Here is an 18,686-nt window from a genome sequence, read left to right as displayed (position 1 = left end):
CTGTGGCTCGGTTTCTTTCCGCTTTGCGACGCCATGATATGCTCTGCCTGGTCACGGCCTATCGCCAACCCTCAAGCCGTGCCCTCTCCGAACTTGGCCTAGATGAGAACGCGCATCTGGCCGTAGCCGATCTCTCCCTGGCCGAAATTACGGCTCTGGTGTCGGCGGGTGGCGGTGACGGGGATAAGTGGTCCGAGGCCGTGCAGCGCGCGAGCGCATGGGGTCACCCTCAACTTGTCCAGGCGATCATCTCCGGACTCCGGACCCGGGGATGGCCCCAAGTCGAGCGCAAGGGCCTCTTGTCGTTCAGTCCCTCAGCCGACCTTGAAGCCGAGCGGCGCGCCGCTCGAGGCAGAGTATTCTCCATGCTGGCTGGAGAAACCGGCAGGTTGCTTTACCGCATCAGTATTTTACTCGGTCGTTTCGATAGGCGGCTTGCTTTGTCGGTTGGAGCGATTGAGCAGCCAGTTGCTGAGCCTGGCACGCATCTCGACCAGTTGATCGGACCGTGGGTCGAGGTGGCCGTTCGCGGTGACCTCCGCGTTTCGCCGCTTATACAAAACGCGGGGTCGGAAATTCTGCCCCCAGCCGAAGCCAAGCGCGTGCATGAAATCGCCGCCCAGCACATTTTGGGAGGTCCCGCGGTCGACATCCACAAAGCAAACTTTGGTTTTGTGCACGCGCTGCTCGGCCAACAGGAGTGGTTGCTAACCCGACTCGCCTATAACATCATCGCGGCTTCGCCCGATAGACGCCGCCAGCTATCCGAGTGGATGGGCAGCCTACGGCACCACCGGCTGGACCAAAAGATTTATTCGGATGGACGGGCTGGTGTGCCCATCCTGCTGAGGCTTGCCCAGTTTCTACTCATTTCGACAGGCGGCGAGCCAAAGGCGATCCGCGGCTGCTGGTCTACGCTCCAGATAGAACTCGCAGAGCTTGAAGATGCTCAAGCGCGCGAGCACTTCGAATACATGATGCTCGCCAAGGCTCTCTTCAGTCAGGAAGCGCTCGCCTGCTTGCATGATCCCGTCGGACTGATGCTGCGTTTCGAGGCCCTGTCGCAAATTGATCCAGAGTGGCGCGCCACCCTTCAGCAGCGCACGCCGTCAACCGATGGGCGCACCCATAGCATCCTCGGTACCTTCTTCATCACTTATGCGCTGCGCATTCCGAGTGTGCCTGATCTTCAGCGCGCGTTTGACAGCCTCGATACTGCGACGCCTGCACAACGCGCTGCGCTTCTCGGCGATGTATCCGATATGCCAGGCGACGCAGGATACATCGTGAACCATGCCTGGCTGGAAGAGAGTAAGCGCGAGCCGGCAGATTGGCCCGCGCATTTGAAAGCCTATGCGCGCATGGCCGAGCAAGCGAATAGCTGGGGCTACCGTGATCTGGCGCTACGATGCCATGTCGCGCGCGGGATAATACTCGACGAATATCTCAAAGATGCCGACACTGCACTGCAGGCACTTGACCAGGCTGAGGCACTTCTCGGCAATGATCCGGCTCTCGATCGCGCGCGGGCCAAAATCTTTTTCCGTCGTAAGGACCACGAGGCTGCGTTGCGGCTGTTCCGAAGCAATGCCGGAGAAATGGATCGGCAGGACCGCGCTGCCCGGTCTTACATGCTTCGCGAGGCGGGCATCTGCGCCGCTGAACTCAGCCAATGGGCGGAAGCGCGCGAATGGTTTGCGGCAGCACGCGAAGCAGCGGGCAGTGCGCTATCGCCCAGCGTCAAGCTGATGGCCGTAGGATTGCGCGCGGACGAAGCTCTTGCCGCCTTTAAGGCTGGGGACGTCATTGCGGCGCTTAGAGGCTTAGACGTCGCGCTGAATGAACTTGCGTCGATTGATCCCGCCACGTCGATTGTCGCGGGATATCGCCATCGCGTCGTGCGTCACTCAATCCTGTGGCTATTCGGACAGGCTACCGCAACTCCCGTACAGGTAGGAGATGAGTCCACGATGATGGTTCCCGGAATGTGCAGCAATCCGGAGCCGGCCGACCTCAGCGATCTGCCGCTCGGCTCCATCGATTATGCACGCTACCTTCTGGTTCAGGCCGAAATCGCCAGCGGCGTCTCGGCCGGTATCGAAGAGGGACTTAGGATCCATCTTAAGGGGCGCGCCATCCCCAACATGGAGATGCTTGTTCGTGGAACGAGGATGGAAGTCTTATTGCGGCGGCTCGATGCTCCAAGCTACATTGCTGCACTGCCGTCCTGGGTGGATTGCCAAATCTACATGGATCTCAATCGCGACAGCATTTGGCAGAGCGGTCCGGAGAAGCCCGTCTACGGTGAAATCCCGTCCGCTACCTCGCGTCAGCTGAAATCCGAACGAGCGATCTTGGCGGCGGACGACGCGTTGTTGAGCTTCGGAATCATGGCGGCGTTGCGAAACCGGACGGATGCGCTTGATGCCTTATCCGCGGAGGAAAAAAATCTAATGCCTGGCTACTCGGGAAGCAAAATTTTCGAGATCGTTGCTGCAGGCGTGAGTGATGAAGAGGAATTGCCGTTCTATGTGGCCGTCCAAGTTTACTATGTCGCACAGCATGTTGATCTCACGCCAGATGAATTGTTCGTTGCCTCTGTTCGCTTTGCTCAGTGGGCCAAGAAATCGAGCCTACAAAAAGTTCTGACGCCAGTTATCGAAGGTTGGGCGCGCTTACGATGGTCGCACGTGATCGAGGAACAGCGCTTCAATTTGCGAAGCCCGGCCAGTTCGGTACCACCGATCCGTGCGGTATTAGAATCTTCCGAGACCGGTTTGAAGTTTCTCGGAAAGCTGATTGTTGCTGCCGAACCAGCGGTTCACCATCGGTTCGACCGGTCGTTCCGTCAGTTCCTTCTCTCGCTTTGAAGTATCGGCCGGCCGCCCAGAGCGGCTTTTCTTCGGCCGAATCAATCGGTAAAGTCGCCGTCATCGTCCGCCGGGGCTCGCGGCCCCTCTGCTTTCGGGCGCCCTTTTTCGATCAACTCGCGAGAGACGACCTTGGCAGGATCGCGCTCCCGGTATCGCTTCGCAAATTCGTCGTCGCTGAGCTCGACGTCGCCGTAGTCGGCGTAATCGAGGTGCGTCCAATAGCCGTCCGCGGAAAGCTCCATCCCATAGAGCGGGCCGACGAAGCCGCTGCGCGGGATGATATAAGTACGCACGAATGCATTCGCTTCGTAAGCGCGTTTGACAAATTGCGCGCCCGGCGTGTTTTCGATGAACCAAGGCTGACCACCGAAATAACCAAACTGCCTGGCGAGGAGTGTGTTCAACCGCTGTAAGGCTGCGAGAGCGTCTACGCGCAACGACTGATAAGTGTCAGGATTGAAATGAATGGACCGATTCCGAAGCTCGCCGAGCCCCAGAAATTCTGCGCCGACACCGTCTACCAGGACGTTCCAATCGGTCAGTACGGAGACCGCAAACGGCCAATTGTCGAAGGAATCCTTGCGATATAATTTTCGATAGTGAGTGGAGGCTTTGAAGCTATCGCGCAGATCCAGAACGAGATGGTTCAGGATGCGCTCACCGAGTGCACAAGCGGCCACGAGCGCCGGGTAGTACGCCCCTATAACGAAGGACCTTCGGGCCTGCTCATGAAGCTGGTTGTGATATGCGAGGAGGGACATCGATTTTGGCCCGAGATCGATCACATTCTGGATGACGTTCTCGATGTGCCGCGAACCGTACTCCGTCTCAAGGCGCTTCATCTGCTGGATGCGGTTCTCTTGATGTGTCTGCTTGACCTGCTCGTCCCAGTTGGCCTCGGGCTCGTTAAGGTCCAGGGGCGTTGAATCAAAATCAAATGAATAAGGATGATAGCGGCGTGCGCCACGGTCAGCGAGCGAGGCGTGCGCGTCATAGTCGTAAACCCCACGGGGCAAGTCGGCGATTGTCTTTCGAATACCTTGCGCCACGATCATACCGGTATGCACCTTCTGAAATGTACTTAAGCAAGCGCCGACTTGGCTTACGGAACGAGACGGTCAGTCGATTCCCCCGCATCACTTGTGGCGGCGACCGTGCACGGCAATAGAGGGGATCCTGATGTAGACCAGCAGACCGATTGAAAAGCGCAGGCTTTGCAGCAGAGATACGCTTCAAACGGTTCGATAAAGCATTTTTCTGCACGGAGGTCGTGCATTTCGATGTGAGCACAGTGGTGCGTGGATCCCGATACAAAATAGGACTTAGGATCGACGCTGGAATTTAGGATTGCTGGCGCGCGGACCTGCTTGCCCATGGCATGGCAGGCCATCCAATCATGACCGGGACAGTGCGAAAAATCTGAGGAGGCCAAAAGAAAGTGCGTATGCTCGCCGGTGACGATCACGAACTCACTCGGGCGTTCGTCGATAGTCTTTACGTACGAAGGTCTATCGGGCGTGTTCTTGGGGACTACCGAACTGACAGATCCACGAAGGACGATTGGGGGAAAGCCTCGAAAGGCCGTTAGGGGCGAGACGCTTTGATGCTGTCCGAGACGCGACGTGAGTTCGCCATATAACCGTTCGCTCGACAATTGCACCTCTTCTCTATGCGTCGACAGATCCTCAACCTTGACCGGCACGACGCTATGGCCAAGGCTTCCTTCGGCGAATACCAGGAGTTTTGTATCGGACCGTTCAATCACGACCGCAGGGTAGAGCAGGATGCGCGGAAATGTGTCCAGCAACGTGGGAGAACCCGACGATTCCCAGCGTACCAGTAGCGCGCGAAAGATGTGCCGGATCGTCTTTGCCGGAGCATAGGTCGTGATCTGCGAGGGCCGCAGCGGAAAGGGTATGTGGTCTGAAAGCTGGAAATGCGACAGCTGGCCATAGATATGGTCGGACTGCGCGACGTAATGGTCGATTTCAAGGACGAGAATGTTGCGGGCATTGACGCCGTTGGCGGCGATGAAGGCGTCGACGGGGTCGGTGAATATAACTAGCCATTGGCCGGACGAAATGGCGAACTTGCCAACAATCGCGCCGCTTTGCTTCTTTAAGGTCTGGACGTAGTCGACGAGCTTCTGCAGCCACTCTGTCCACTCGGCCAGTATCGGCGCGTCCTCAGGGCGTTTGGCCTTTAAGCAGTCGAGGGATTTTGCAATGAGCTGGTCGGCCAAGATACTGCTGTCGCTGGCACTCTTGGCACGTGGAGGTGGCTTTTCCCAGGCTTTGGCCTCAAACAACAGATGCGGTGTACGCTCCTCAAGATGGACGCCTAGATAGTCAAGGAACAGAGTATTTTCGGCCTGCAATCGAGCTTCTTCAGCGACAGCGCGTTCCAAGTTCCATCCCAGCGCTCTCAAGAGCTGGTCAATAAAGGTCTTGCGAACATTATGCTCCAAGGTCGGCGCGATCTTTTCGCCTAGGTACGCGGCCGGCGCGTTGGGAAACTCGTTAAGCTTCGCTCGCTGTACAAGCTTCCCAACCGTCTCCTTGAACGCAGCGAGACGCGCCGGGTTCATTGGAGAAGCTCCGGAAGGCGATACAGCAGTCGACGGGCGGACGGCCAACCGACCTCGATAAACATATCGAGGCAGCGGACCAGGAGTTGCCGTCGGCTTTCATCATCGAACAAGGAGCGATAGTCGGCCAGGAATCGGCCGATCATCTTCACGACCTGGTCAGCCGCAAGGTGTTCGAAATGGTAGCCCTGCTCGCGCCCGGCTCCCAGCAAGACCTCCGCGGTGAGGCTAAAGACGTGCTCCGGATCGGCTTCCAAAAGGAAGTCAAGCAAGTCAACGAGGTAGTGGATGGTCTCGGGTCCGCTTGCTTGGGTGATGCGCATGATGATGGGCGTGACATCGTGGAGAAAAGCTCGCTTTCCCTGCTTCGTGTTTAAGGGCCGTTCGCCATCCTCACTACCTCCTCCGTGTCTGAACGCTCCCGATGAAAAGTAGAACTGGTTCAAGACATGGCCCGACAACCGAGTTGCGGCTGTGGCCTTTGCCTCCTCGGCTTCATCCAATGTTGTTTTCGGCGCGACCTGGAGAAGTATCACTGCGGAGGTCTTGGTAATCAAATCCGCGAGCTCCATAGCTCGCTTGCGGAGTTCGATTTGCTGCAGGTTGCCATCCTCGTAACCCGCAATTACGGCCCCGCGTAGCATCGTGACCGCGCTGTTCAATTCATCGTAGCGCTCGGCGATCGAGGAAAGCCAGTCAGCCAGCATAGCCCGGGCCGCGGGACGCGCGTGAGTCACCCATAAGATACAAATCAGGTTTCCGACGGGCTCGCGAACTTGATGGAAGCGCTCCTCGGTCGTGCAGCGTGCAGCGATCGTCGATAGAAGTTGTTCGACGCGGTCCGGAGCACTGTGGACTAGCCGACCCAGCACGCCGTTTGTGAAGAAGGAAAGAACCGCGCAATTGGTTTCGGATGCGGCGATGCGCTCGGCGAGCGCCCACATGTAGTCGCGATCCACAAGCCATATCGCGTTTACGCGCGTAGCAATGGCCATGCGCACCGCGGGGTGCTTGTCGACCAGGAGCTGGTTGATGATTGGTCGCAAGCGACGCACGGCTTCAGTCGAGAGACGTCCCAGCACGAGGCAAGCATGGGCCGCTGAAATGCGCGGTGCCGATGCCCAGCCTGGAGAGTTCTCGAAACTGGTTTCGGTTTGTTCCTCTATCCTTGGTGAAGCATGAGCCGCAAAGCGCGTGACGATGTCACAGAGTGCGGCAATGTCCGATGGCTTGTCGGTGAGATCCTTTTCGAACATCTCGATCAGAGCCTCAAGAAGCTCGGCCGCGGCGTCTTCGCCGTGCTCCTTCGTGCGCAGATCGCTATCCGTCTCCCGGTCAATTTCGCCGAGATACGTTGTCAGTCGAGCGATCGCGGACGTTAGGTCCAGGAATGCGGCGGTCCGGTTTTCGGGCTTGGTGTCATCCTTGAGCGCTTTTGCAAGGGCCAAAATTCGCGCATTGGCCGGGGCCGCGATATCGACCCCTTGCTCCCGCAGCCACCAGCCATATTCGGTTTCCCCAACCCAGCTAGATTCGAACCGTACTGGGCGCTCATTCGTATAGTGGCCGCTAGGCTCGCCCACTTTTGGTCTGCCAATGTCTCGCGCTTCGGCTGTAAGGAGCTGCGCCGCGCCGATAGTGGCGAACAGCGTGGCCAGAACGTATTCGCGCGCCTTCGCCGGCTTTTCATGACTGCTGAAATCGAACGCCAGTGCCGCCCGTTCGAAGGCCAGGCGATCTTGATCAGGAAGAGCCGGATACATGACAGCAATCAGATCAATCGCGTCCTTGCGCGTATCGCTCGCCCAGAGAAATGGAAACGTCGTCGCAATCGGCCAGAGTAACGCCCCGAGAACCTCCGGGCGCTCGGCGGCAACCATGAAAAGCCGCGCCCAGACAAAGCCCATCTCATTTTCGTCGATGAGAATGGCCGTCGCCCGCTGCGCAACCTCCGGCTCGGCTGTTCGGAGCCAGTCCGTAAAGGTCTTTGAAATTTGTAGGGCGTTATCGCCATGGGGGTCGTTGGGATTGGAAGCCCAGATGTAACTCCAATCCTCCTGAAGCGAACAGGTCCGGTCCGCAATCCGGATGGTGGTCTTCTCCACGTTTTCACGCGGCGGATGTTCGCGGAGAATAAAGCCCTTGACGGCTTTGACGTAAGCTCGCGTAGCGATCAACGGATCGGCGCGAAGGAGCTTTGGAAAGAACTCCTGCAGTCTCCAGTAAGCCATTTCGTAGCTCTGCCGGCGAGTCCCACGAAGTCGTAAGATGCGGCTCTGTCCAATATCATTAGGGCTTTGATCGGAGATTATGTCGGCGAAGGTCTTATCGTAGATGTCCAAAACGAAGCCGGTATCGAACGGATAGATCTTGCCGAGTTTTTGGGCGAGCCAGGGAACATACTCCTCGCCGTGCGCTTTGAAGCGCGCGGGCGCAAAGATCGATTGGAGGAGCGTGCGCGAAGCGTCGACGTTACTGCCATAAGTATCGGCAACAAAGCCTATCGCGGATTGAGCAAGCTTCGGGTCGTGTTCCAGGCCGTAGATGAGTAGGGCGCGGGCGGCAACGCCGAAACGGGCGCGCTGGACATCGGTTTGCGGGCGTTCAGTAAGGAGGAATAGCACGATTCGAAGCGGCCAGGCCACGAGTGGAAGATGGGGAGCCAGTCCTTCCGCCAGAACGCTCCACGGCTCCACAGCGATGTCCGCGCTATCGTCGGCACGAACGCTCAATGAGCCTGCGACATGGGTGATGGTTACTTTGCCGGCTTCTCGCTCGGCGGGAACAGCGAGCGGACGCAGCAAGCCGGCGACATCCTCTCCGGTCGCAGGAAGTTCCGAAGCGACGCGCGCGGCAATGCTGCGGATAACCGCATCCACGTCGCTGCGGCCCACACAGGTGAGAATGGCGGACCAAAAGGCAGAGCGCTCAGGTCGCGAATCTTGCCATATCTCGTCCAACGCGAAGATAAGGGCTGGTCCCAATAACAGCCCCGGCGCGCGTGCGCTGTTCACAGTCTCGGCAAGGGACGCTTCATCGTAAAGGTCGAGAAAAACTTTGCTGGCTGCGAAATCGAAAAGGATGTGATGCCGAAAGCCGATGTAGCGCCCACCCGCAACGAGCATCAGGACATCTTCCGCGAGCATGACTTGGAGCGCGGTCCCATTATTCTTGGCGATTGCGAGCCGCGGGGTTTGAAGAGAGCGTTTAGCGACCATCGCTGTGATGGTGTCCTGCAGGCAAACAAGCACGCCGTCACCATGCGGCGTGACCCGATATAGCCAGTAAAGATCTAGCAGCTGAGATTGCGTGCTCACCTGGCTAAACGCTTCGGGGTCGGCTCCCTTACTCAAAAGATCGGCCAGCAACCGCGTGTTGAAGGGGGCGCGGGCCAGCTGGCGTAGCTTGGCGCCGCCAACGGCGATCGCTTTGGCCAGCGGTTCGGCTTGCGCGAGGAGCTGGTCGAGCTCTTCGTCCGTCCAGACCGGAATGAGAACATGCTTTACGTTCTTGAAATCGCGATGCGCGTATTCGTCATGGGGCGGCTCGCCGGAAAACAGGTCCGCCAGTTCTTGCCCCATGCGCAGATCGAAACTGCGTATCGAAGCAATGATGCGCCACCGGGGCCGTTGGAGTCTGAGGACCTCCGACATGAGCCAGCGGAACACACGCTGGCCTTGCCCGCCGCGCGAAGCATCCAAGGCATCGATGAAAAGAAACGCGGGCTCATTGCCTGGCCAGCTATCGAGGACGTCGAGAACCCTATGCTCAAGCCCGAGCTGTCGCTGAAGTTCGTCGGCGCTCTCGATGGGCAAGCGATCGACTGCGAGTTCAATGACTTCGGCGCCTTGGCTTCGCAGCTTCTGAGCCGCGCTGCTGATAACGGCGCTTTTTCCAGCACCGGGATCGCCGACGATCAGAATGGATTCCTTTTGTCCAGCGGCGATGACGGCATCGGTGCATTGGCGCCCAATCTTGATGGTGAAACCGTTGATTTTGGTTTCTTCCAGATGCTGCAGATGGGCCCGCGTTTGGTCGCTATACTGTCGGAGCTTTTCGATATCCTCCCGATAGCTCGGTGGCTCTTTGAGCCGGCAGGCTCGTGCGAGCAGATTGCGCAGGCCGCTTGAGTCAACGCCAGAACGGCGTGACATCAAACGCAAAAACAGGTCGCTCAAGACAGCAACGGACGCGTCCGCATCATCCTCATTTTGGAGGATGCGTCGCATCATAGAGGCTATGGCAAGGTGATCGGGGCCAGCAAGATCGAAGACGACCACGTCTACGAAGCTCGCGAGCTTCCGCACCTCGACAGGATCGGATTCTGCGCCGGTCGCTGTCTTCCAAGCGTCCGCGAGCACGGTCAAGAACGTTTGGAGAGCGCTCTCCTGATCTTTCGGGCGCGTGCTATCCGATCCGAACCGGAGCGAGCGCAGTGCATCGGCGAGATCGTTCTTGACCGAATTGGCGCTGGTAGGCCCGACGGCTAAGACGAACCGATCCTTGCTCAAGGATAAGGGACGATCCCACGTCCTCTGCCCTGTTCCGACAGCGCACAACAGCCATTGACGCACAAATTGGTCGGCCGATTTCCCCAATGGGCTGGACGGATTCTTCGTAAGGTTCACCGAAGACTTGGCTTGGATGAAAATCAATCCGCCATTGTTCGTCTCGATCAACAGATCATCGACTGGCGCTTCGGTCTCGCAGCGTATGGAAACGGGGACAGCGTGACCAAGCCCAGCTGGGCGATCCAGGCTTTGCTCCGCGAGCAGGGTGGATCCGAAATACGCAGCCACTTGGGCTTGAAAAGCGACCCCGCTGGCCGTGGCGTTTCCACCGCCAGACGCTAGGTCCGATTTTGATTGCGTACCTGCCATGTGTGAAAGACTCTAATGTTTTGAAGGCAATGCGCGCCGGGCGGCGATCATGGGGTGCGTCAATCTTAGGCGATTTTCGTTCTGAGCAGAACCCTATCGATAATCCTGTCCAGAACGCGAATGCCACATAAGTCATTGGAGCGAAACAGATGTTGCCTCGCAATGGAGGCTTCGGCCCAGCGGCATCGCCGCTGAGCGGATCCCTCGGCTCGGGCTTAGTAGATTGCGGTAGCAAAAAACCGGTGCATTGGCGTGTCTGAACGGCTTGTCACTGGGATTAGCTGAAGCACGCAGATAAATAATTTCAGGTTGGCGTCAGCACTAGCGTGGTATTCAAGAGTAAGAGTGCAGGCCGCGGTGGCCGTGACGGGTTGGAAGTGGCGAGAGAGGTTCGCCGCGCCCGTCGCGGAGAACCGCGATGCAGGGACGGAGAGTTGGCGGGCGCGCTGGCGAGGGCCGGGCGAGCCTTTATGAGGAGATCACGAGCAAGATCATCGGCGAGCTGGAGGCCGGGCGTGTGCCGTGGGTTCAGCCTTGGGGCACGCAAGCCGCGAAAGCTCAGCTTGCCTTACCCAGGAATGCGACGACGGGTCGGGCATACACCGGGATTAACGTCCTGATTCTTTGGGGTTCAGTGATCGAGCACGGATTTACTGGCCAGAGTTGGCTGACGTTCCGGCAGGCGCTGTCTGTAGGCGGCCATGTGCGCAAGGGCGAGCGCGGTGTCAGCGTCGTCTATGCCGATCGCTTTGTCCCCTCCGATGAGCGGCAGCGTGCTCGCGAGGTGGGCGAGGAGGCGCAGGCGATTCCGTTTCTGAAGCGGTTCACCGTCTTCAACATCGATCAATGCGGCGGTTTGCCTGAGGATATCGCGACAGCGTCGCCACCGCCGCTGCCGGTAGCGGTAGAGCCTGTGGTGGAGACGCTGATCGCGAACAGCGGCGTTGACTTCCGGATCGGTGGTCACCGGGCCTTCTATGCTCCCGTGGAAGATTTCGTGCAGGTACCGCCGCCTGCTGCCTTCTTCGAGCCGATCAACTGGCATCGCACGGCCTTGCATGAGCTCGCCCATGCCAGCGGGCATTCATCGCGGCTGAACCGCGATCTCTCAGGCCGGTTCGGCAGCCGCAAATACGCCTTCGAGGAGTTGATCGCGGAAATAGCGTCGGCCTTCAGCTGTGCTTCTCTTGGGATCGTGCCGACCGTGCGCCATGCTGATTACATCGGCGCCTGGCTCGATGTTCTGCGCGAGGACAATCGCGCGATCGTCCGCGCGGCGAGCCAGGCGAGCCGTGTGGCCGACTATCTCCTCGGCTTTGCACCGGAGGCGGCTGCGCAGGTCGAGACAAGGGGAGCGGATTGCGCCGCTGTCTGAGTGCGGCGCTCCGGGGGCGCGTGGGGGAGAGCAAGAGGGCGAGAGGTGCTCTGCGACGGGGTGAAGGCCTGAGAGAGAGGTTTTTGGGCCGCCCGTCGTGGAGAACCGAGCGATGACCAAGGCTACCCAGAAGATCACGCTGTCGCCGTCGCGCGACATTCCTTTCAACAAGCTCGTCCTGAGCCAATCCAACGTCCGCCGGATCAAGGGCGGCGTTTCGATCGAACAGCTGGCGGAGAGCATTGCCGAGCGGACGCTGCTGCAGAGCTTGAACGTCCGCGCCGTGCTCAGTGATGATGGCAAGGAGACCGGGATGTTCGAGGTGCCGGCGGGCGGCAGGCGCTACCGGGCGCTCGAACTCCTCGTGAAGCAGAAGCGGATGGCGAAAACGCAAGCCGTGCCTTGCGTGGTGCGCGATTCCGGTTCGGCCCTGGATGACTCGTTTGCCGAAAACGACCAGCGCATCGGCCTGCACCCCCTCGACCAGTTCCGCGCGTTTCAGGCGTTGCGTGACAGCGGCATGAGCGAGGAGGAGATCGCCGCGCGGCATTTCGTGGCGGTTGCGGTCGTCAAGCAGCGCTTGCGGCTGGCTGCTGTCTCGCCAGTGCTGCTCGATGTCTACGCCGCCGACGGCATGACGCTCGAGCAGCTGATGGCCTTCACAGTCACGACCGATCATGCGCGCCAGCAGGAGGTCTGGGACAAGGTCAGCCGCTCCGGCTGTGACGCACCGTTCCAGATCCGGCGTCAACTGACGGAGCAGACGGTTCGTGCCTTTGATCGCAGGGTCCAGTTCGTGGGGCTTGCCTCCTATGAGGCTGCCGGCGGGGTGGTGCTGCGCGATCTCTTCGAGGCCGATGACGGCGGCTGGCTGCAGGATGTCGCGCTGCTCGATCGGCTCGTGGCGGAGAAGCTGCAGACCGAGGCCGAGCGGATCGGCGCCGAGGGCTGGAAGTGGATCGCTGCCGCGGTCGACTTCCCGTTTGGCCATACCCATGGCTTGCGCGAGCTTCAGGGCGAGCCGGCCGAGCTCACGGCCGAAGAGCAGAACGCAATCGAAGCGCTCAGCGCCGAACAGGCCATGCTCGAAGCGGAGCATGGCCAGGCCGATGAGCTGCCCGAGGACGTCGATCGGCGCCTCGGTGAAATCGAAGCCGCGCTGCAATCCTTCGAGGAGCGGCCCATGGTGTTCGATGCGGCGGAGATGGCGCGCGCCGGCGCGTTCGTCAGCGTCGACTCGGAGGGCCGGCTTCGGGTCGCTCGCGGCTTCGTCCGTTCGGAGGATGAGCCAGCCGCGACGAGTGACCAGCCGGATGCCGACGCTGGGACGGAGGGCGATGGCCGGACCGGCATTCCGGACGCGGAGGGCAAGGCAACGGCGCCGACGATCGTGGTCGGCGGCGGCCAGAGCGATGTGCCCGATGAGGAAGGGGATGACGTCGAACGGCCTCTGCCGGACCGGCTGATCAGCGAGCTTTCGGCCTATCGCACGCTCGCTTTGCGCGATGCGTTGGGGCAGCAGCCGCAGGTCGCTTTCCAGGCGGTGCTGCATAGCTTTGTGCTGGCGACGTTCTATCCGTTCGGCTCCGAGCTCAACTGCCTGGAGATATCGCTGCGCAGTCCGAGCTTTCCGGTGCAGCCGCCGGGCCTGCAGGACAGCATCCCGGCAAAGGCGATTGCCGCCCGTCACGCGGCCTGGAAGGCAAAGCTGCCGGCGAGCGACAAGGATCTCTGGGCGGCACTGACGGCGATGGATGGGGCGGCGCAGGCCGAGCTCTTCGCGCATTGCGCGGCGCAGGCGATGAACGCGATTTCCGAGCCGGCCAACCGGGTGCATCACGGGCGCATGTCCGCGCAAGGCATCCGTGGTCGCCTCGACCAGGCGGACAGGCTGTCGCGCGCCGTCGGGCTCGACATGATCAGGGCCGGCTGGAAGCCCACCGTGGACAATTATCTTGGTCGCGTCACCAAGCATCGCATCCTGCAAACCGTCCGCGAGGCCAAGGGGGAGGGCTCAGCCCAACTCATCGAGCACCTCAAGAAGCCGGACATGGCACGTGAAGCCGAACGGCTGCTCGATGGCAGCGGCTGGCTGCCGGAGCCGCTGCGAGGAGCAGAGACCGAGGTCGCACCGGCAGCTGAAGGCGAAGGTGGTGACAGCCTCCCGGCGTTCCTCAGCGAGGACGAGGAGGCGACGGAAGGCGCTGATGAAGTCGAGGAGATCATCGCTGCGGAGTGACCCGCGGTCCGGGAGGGCCTGAGTGACGGGACAGAGATCATGGAAGCCCGGCCAGTTCGGCCGGGCTTTGTCATGCAGGTCATCAGCGAGCTGAGGCGCAGCGAGAGTGAGAGAGGCGGGGCAGCGCGGGTGAGGTCGCCCGACAAGAGAGAGCGTTCGGCGGCCGTTCCGCATCCTCGCTCTCCCTTGAGGTTCTTCGCCATGGTCACCGAGACGAGCTGCCCGACGGCTCCCTTCGCACTCCTTGCCCGCGCCAAAGCCATCCATCGTGCGGCCGAGCCGCTGCTTCCAAGCCTTAGCCGCGGCGAGCGCATCGACGCGAGGTGCCTGCGCCACGCCATGCAGACGGCCTTTGGCGCCTCTGATGCCGAGGGCAGCTGGGAGTGGAAGACGGCGTACGAGGCTTGCGAGATCGCCGCCGTTCTGTTTTTGGCGAAGTACGGTCCCGCGATGATCAAGGCCAGCAAGGGCGTGCCCTCGGCCTTGCTGCCCATGGTTGGCAAGATCGCAGCGCTTCTGCCGAGCCAAACCAGGCGCTCGACGGAGAGCCAGACCCTTCAGCAGTTCTCGACGCCTCTGCCGTTGGCGCTTGCCGCAGCCACAGCGGCGCAAGTGACCTCGGCCGATCGCGTGCTCGAGCCCTCTGCGGGGACGGGAAGCCTGGCCATCTTCGCGGAGCTCGCCGGCGGCTCGCTTCTGCTCAACGAGCTTGCTGCAAGCCGCGCAGCGTTGCTCGATCTGGTGTTCGCAGGGCTGACCGTGACGCGCTTCGACGCCGCGCAGATCGATGACTATCTCGATGCAGTCTGCGTCCCAAGCGTGGTCCTGATGAACCCGCCGTTCTCGGCAACGGTAAATGTGGATCGTCCTCAGGCCGATACAACGTTGCGCCATGTTTCTTCGGCACTGGCGCGGCTCGGAAAGGGTGGGCGGTTGGTTGCTATCACTGCCGCTGGCTTTGCGCCGGACAACCCGACCTGGACGGAAGCCTTCGTGAGCCTGCAGCAGCGAGGTCGCGTCGTGTTCTCCGCCGCGATCGACGGCTCGGTCTACGCGCGACAAGGCACCACGACTGCCACGCGCTTGATCGTGATCGACAAGCAGCCCGCGCCGGATCCTCGCGCGCTTCCGCAGTCGGCGGGAATGGCACCGGATGTCAGGACCTTGCTCGACTGGATCACGGCGCTGGTGCCGCCACGGCTGCCGATGGCGGGGCGCCTTGTCGCGCAGGCGAGCGAGCCTGTTGGTCTCCGTGCCAGAGCAGGACGCGTCCCGCCTGCTGCCTGCGAAAGTTCACCGGCGCCGACCCGCGAGCCCGCCGGCTGCGAGCTCGCCTATGACCTCGTGGATGATCTGCCCGAGGACGGGCCTCGCCTGACGGAGGCGCTCTATGAGCCGTATCAGTTGCAGTCGATCAGGATCCCAGGCGCAAAGCCTCATCCGACAAAGCTGATGCAATCGGCGGCGATGGCCTCGGTCTTACCGCCCAAGCCCACGTATCGGCCGCATGTGCTGCCTCAGCTCGTCTCAAACGGCATTCTTTCCGATGCTCAGCTCGAGAGCCTCATCTATGCCGGCGAGGCGCATGGTGGATTCCTCGCGGGCTCCTGGATCATCGATGAGGCCTTCGATCAGGTCCGCGCAGCCGGCGACGATACCGAGGGGGCGGTTCGCTTCCGGCGTGGCTGGTTCCTCGGCGATGGGACCGGCGCGGGCAAGGGACGCCAGGTCGCCGGCATCCTGCTCGACAATTGGCTGAAGGGCCGGCGCCGGGCGATCTGGGTCAGCAAGTCCGACAAGCTGATCGAGGATGCCCAGCGCGACTGGGCGGCGCTCGGCATGGAGCGGCTCCTGGTGACGCCGCTGTCGCGCTTTCGACAGGGCACTCCGATCCGGCTGGGCGAAGCCATCCTTTTTACGACCTACGCCACGCTACGGACCGATGAGAAGGGCGAGAAGCTTTCGCGCATCCGCCAGATCGTCGACTGGGTGGGACGTGATTTCGATGGTGTGATCATCTTCGACGAGAGCCATGCGATGCAGAATGCCGCGGGCAACAAGGGCGATCGCGGCGAGCAGGCGGCTTCGCAGCAGGGCCGCGCGGGATTGCGGCTGCAACACGCGCTGCCGAGTGCGAGGGTCGTCTATGTCTCGGCGACGGGGGCGACGACCGTCCACAATCTCGCTTATGCCCAGCGGCTCGGATTGTGGGGTGGCGCAGACTTCCCGTTCCCGACGCGGGCGGATTTTGTGGCGGCCATCGAGGAGGGCGGGGTGGCCGCCATGGAGGTGATGGCGCGCGACCTGAAGGCGCTCGGCCTTTATACCGCGCGGTCGCTGTCCTTCGAGGGCGTCGAATATGAGCTCCTCGAGCACCGGCTCACGGACGAGCAGGTCCGGATCTACGATGCCTATGCCGAGGCGTTTGCGGTCATTCACAACAATCTCGAGGCTGCGATGCGCGCGGCCAACATCATCGGCGCAACCGGGACGCTGAATGCTCAGGCCAAGTCGGCGGCGCGCTCGGCCTTCGAATCCGCCAAGCAGCGCTTCTTCGGGCATCTGTTGACCTCGATGAAGACGCCGACGCTGATCAATGCGATCAAGCGCGATCTCGAAGCCGGCCATGCCGCCGTCATCCAGATCGTCTCGACGGGCGAGGCCTTGATGGAGCGCCGGCTCGCCGAGATCCCGACCGAGGAATGGGGCGACGTCCAGGTCGACATCACGCCCCGCGAATACGTCCTCGACTATCTCGCCCATTCCTTCCCGGTGCAGCTCTATGAGCCGTTCACCGACGGCGAGGGCCAGCTGTGCTCGCGCCCGGTGTACCGCGATGGCCAGCCGGTCGAGAGCCGCGAGGCGGTGGCACGTCGCGGCGAGATGATCGAGCATCTGGCCTCGCTGGCGCCTGTGCCTGGTGCGCTCGACCAGATCGTCCAGCGCTTCGGCACGGATGTGGTCGCCGAGATCACCGGACGCTCCAGACGTATCGTTCGGATCCGTGATCGGCTGGCTGTCGAGACGCGGCCGGCGTCGGCCAATCTCGCAGAGGCCGCTGCCTTCATGGACGACCAGAAGCGGATACTGATTTTCTCCGATGCCGGCGGCACTGGGCGCAGCTATCATGCGGAGCTCTCGGCCAAGAACAAGCGGCTGCGGGTGCACTATCTGCTGGAGCCAGGCTGGAAGGCGGATGCCGCGATCCAGGGGCTGGGGCGGACCAACCGCACCAACCAAGCCCAGCCGCCGCTGTTTCGGCCGATCGCGACCGACGTGAAGGCGGAGAAGCGGTTTCTGTCGACGATCGCGCGCCGGCTCGACACGCTGGGGGCGATCACCCGCGGTCAGCGTCAGACAGGCGGGCAGGGGCTGTTTCGCCCGGAGGATAATCTGGAGAGCCCGCACGCGCGAGATGCCCTACGGCAGCTCTATGGGCTTCTGGCGCGCGGCCAGGTCGGCAGCTGCTCACTGCAGCGTTTCGAGCAGGCGACGGGCTTGAAGCTGACGGACGAAAACGGCCTGCGTGACGAGTTGCCGCCGATCACGACCTTCTTGAACCGGCTGCTGGCGCTGACGATCGAGCTGCAGAACATCCTGTTCGCGGTCTTCGAGCAGCTGCTTGCGGCGCGGATCGAGGGCGCGATCGCGTCCGGCACTCTCGACGTTGGTTTGGAGACGTTGCGTGCCGAAAGCTTCGTCGTCAAGCATCGGCGCACGATCTATACGCATCCGGCCAGCGGAGCGGAGATCCATCTCGTCACCATCACACAGCGCGACCGCAACCGGCCGATGCCGCTGAACGAGGCCCTGGAGCGGCTGCTGCAGCGTCGTGCTGTTCCGGTGCGTCATGGTCGGTCCGGACGGACCGCGATCCAGGTGCCGGCCCCGAGCTGGTTGCTCGACGATGGCGAGATCGAGCAGCGCGTCCATCTGATCGGACCGATGAGGCGCCAGACCATGTCCGTCGCCAAGCTCACCGAGCAGGATTGGGTCGAGACGGACCGTGAGCAGTTCAAGGCGGGCTGGAGCGCGCAGCTCGCGTCCATTCCGGAGTTCACGACCAGCACGATCTATCTCGTCACCGGGCTGCTGCTGCCGATTTGGAAGCGACTACCCTCGGAATCTACCCGAGTCTATCGGCTCCAGACCGACGCTGGTGAGCGCATCATCGGCCGCAAGGTCCCCCTTAGCTGGGTGGTGACGACGTCAGTGGAGGGGACTTCGCTCGCGCCGGATGACGCGTTCTCGGCGCTGCTGCGTGACGGGTGCGTGCTCGAACTCGCAGAGGGCCTGCAGCTCCGGCGCGTCCGCGTCATGGGCGCCACTCGGATCGAGCTCGCAGGCTTCTCTGATGGACTCAGGGACTGTCTCCGAGCCTACGGACTGTTCGCTGAGATCATCTCCTGGAAGCTCAGGATGTTCGTGCCGACGGGCGAGGGCGGCGCTGCCATCCTCGCCAAAGTGCTGCAGCGGTTTCCGATTGTTTGTGTTCGTGGGCGGGAGCAGTCGTGATGGGCGATGCATCCGAGCTGGCGGGCCGCCTTGGACGTGAGGCCGAGGCGGTGTGCCGTCACTATCTCTCCAACGGAAAGCGCGAGGGACGCTACTGGCTGGTGGGAGATATCAACAACACGCCCGGTCGCTCGCTGTTCGTGCGTCTGCAGGCCTCATCGAAGGGGGCGGCTGGCAAATGGACCGAATATGTTGCGGCGAAGATTATGTTGCGGCC

At 61.4% G+C, this 18,686-nt stretch carries 7 protein-coding genes and 1 pseudogene; 5 read left to right on the top strand and 3 right to left on the bottom strand.

The window, feature by feature from the left end; genetic code table 11:
• The first annotated feature begins 38 nt into the window (after positions 1-38).
• Positions 39-2,870 carry a tetratricopeptide repeat protein gene (locus BRAS3809_RS07475; RefSeq protein ID WP_035655666.1) on the top strand — a complete coding sequence of 944 codons (2,832 nt, stop codon included), beginning with the start codon at positions 39-41 and terminating at the stop codon, positions 2,868-2,870.
• Positions 2,871-2,911: 41 nt separating this feature from the next.
• Here the strand turns inward: BRAS3809_RS07475 and BRAS3809_RS07470 are convergent, their stop codons facing one another.
• From BRAS3809_RS07470 to BRAS3809_RS07460, 3 genes are read right to left on the bottom strand one after another with little or no spacing between them, the layout of a single operon-like run.
• Positions 2,912-3,928 carry a hypothetical protein gene (locus BRAS3809_RS07470; RefSeq protein WP_008961478.1) on the bottom strand — a complete coding sequence of 339 codons (1,017 nt, stop codon included), beginning with the start codon at positions 3,926-3,928 and terminating at the stop codon, positions 2,912-2,914.
• A 47-nt stretch (positions 3,929-3,975) separates the two neighbouring features.
• Positions 3,976-5,460: a hypothetical protein gene (locus BRAS3809_RS07465; RefSeq protein WP_035655664.1), complete on the bottom strand. Its 1,485-nt coding sequence runs from the start codon at positions 5,458-5,460 to the stop codon at positions 3,976-3,978.
• Complete coding sequence (locus tag BRAS3809_RS07460; protein ID WP_035655663.1) at positions 5,457-10,139, bottom strand: ATP-binding protein; 4,683 nt, start codon at positions 10,137-10,139, stop codon at positions 5,457-5,459. Before BRAS3809_RS07460 ends, BRAS3809_RS07465 begins: the two co-directional genes overlap by 4 nt.
• 619 nt (positions 10,140-10,758) lie before the next feature.
• Here BRAS3809_RS07460 and BRAS3809_RS07455 point away from each other — a divergent pair.
• From BRAS3809_RS07455 to BRAS3809_RS07440, 4 genes and pseudogenes are all read left to right on the top strand, one after another.
• The gene (locus BRAS3809_RS07455; RefSeq protein ID WP_008961475.1) at positions 10,759-11,715 is read left to right on the top strand and encodes an ArdC family protein; all 957 of its coding nucleotides are present in this window, start codon (positions 10,759-10,761) and stop codon (positions 11,713-11,715) included.
• A gap of 112 nt (positions 11,716-11,827) precedes the next feature.
• Positions 11,828-13,954 carry a ParB/RepB/Spo0J family partition protein gene (locus BRAS3809_RS07450; protein WP_008961474.1) on the top strand — a complete coding sequence of 709 codons (2,127 nt, stop codon included), beginning with the start codon at positions 11,828-11,830 and terminating at the stop codon, positions 13,952-13,954.
• A 201-nt stretch (positions 13,955-14,155) separates the two neighbouring features.
• On the top strand, positions 14,156-18,469 hold the full coding sequence (locus BRAS3809_RS07445; RefSeq protein ID WP_008961473.1) for a strawberry notch family protein: 4,314 nt from the start codon (positions 14,156-14,158) through the stop codon (positions 18,467-18,469).
• Positions 18,466-18,686: pseudogene (locus tag BRAS3809_RS07440) on the top strand (hypothetical protein); the annotation flags it as partial. The gene BRAS3809_RS07445 and the pseudogene BRAS3809_RS07440, both read left to right, overlap by 4 nt.

The sequence above is a fragment of the Bradyrhizobium sp. STM 3809 genome, assembly GCF_000239795.1.
Taxonomy (GTDB): Bacteria; Pseudomonadota; Alphaproteobacteria; order Rhizobiales; family Xanthobacteraceae; genus Bradyrhizobium.
This window is presented reverse-complemented; position numbering and strand designations above follow the sequence as displayed.

What these genes read in the sequence shown, in the direction of transcription:
- BRAS3809_RS07475 (WP_035655666.1), top strand. Translation starts at nt 39, where the DNA reads ATGCTCTGCCTGGTCACGGCCTATCGCCAACCCTCAAGCCGTGCCCTC.
- BRAS3809_RS07470 (WP_008961478.1), bottom strand. Translation starts at nt 3,928, where the DNA reads ATGATCGTGGCGCAAGGTATTCGAAAGACAATCGCCGACTTGCCCCGT.
- BRAS3809_RS07465 (WP_035655664.1), bottom strand. Translation starts at nt 5,460, where the DNA reads ATGAACCCGGCGCGTCTCGCTGCGTTCAAGGAGACGGTTGGGAAGCTT.
- BRAS3809_RS07455 (WP_008961475.1), top strand. Translation starts at nt 10,759, where the DNA reads ATGCAGGGACGGAGAGTTGGCGGGCGCGCTGGCGAGGGCCGGGCGAGC.
- BRAS3809_RS07450 (WP_008961474.1), top strand. Translation starts at nt 11,828, where the DNA reads ATGACCAAGGCTACCCAGAAGATCACGCTGTCGCCGTCGCGCGACATT.
- BRAS3809_RS07445 (WP_008961473.1), top strand. Translation starts at nt 14,156, where the DNA reads ATGGTCACCGAGACGAGCTGCCCGACGGCTCCCTTCGCACTCCTTGCC.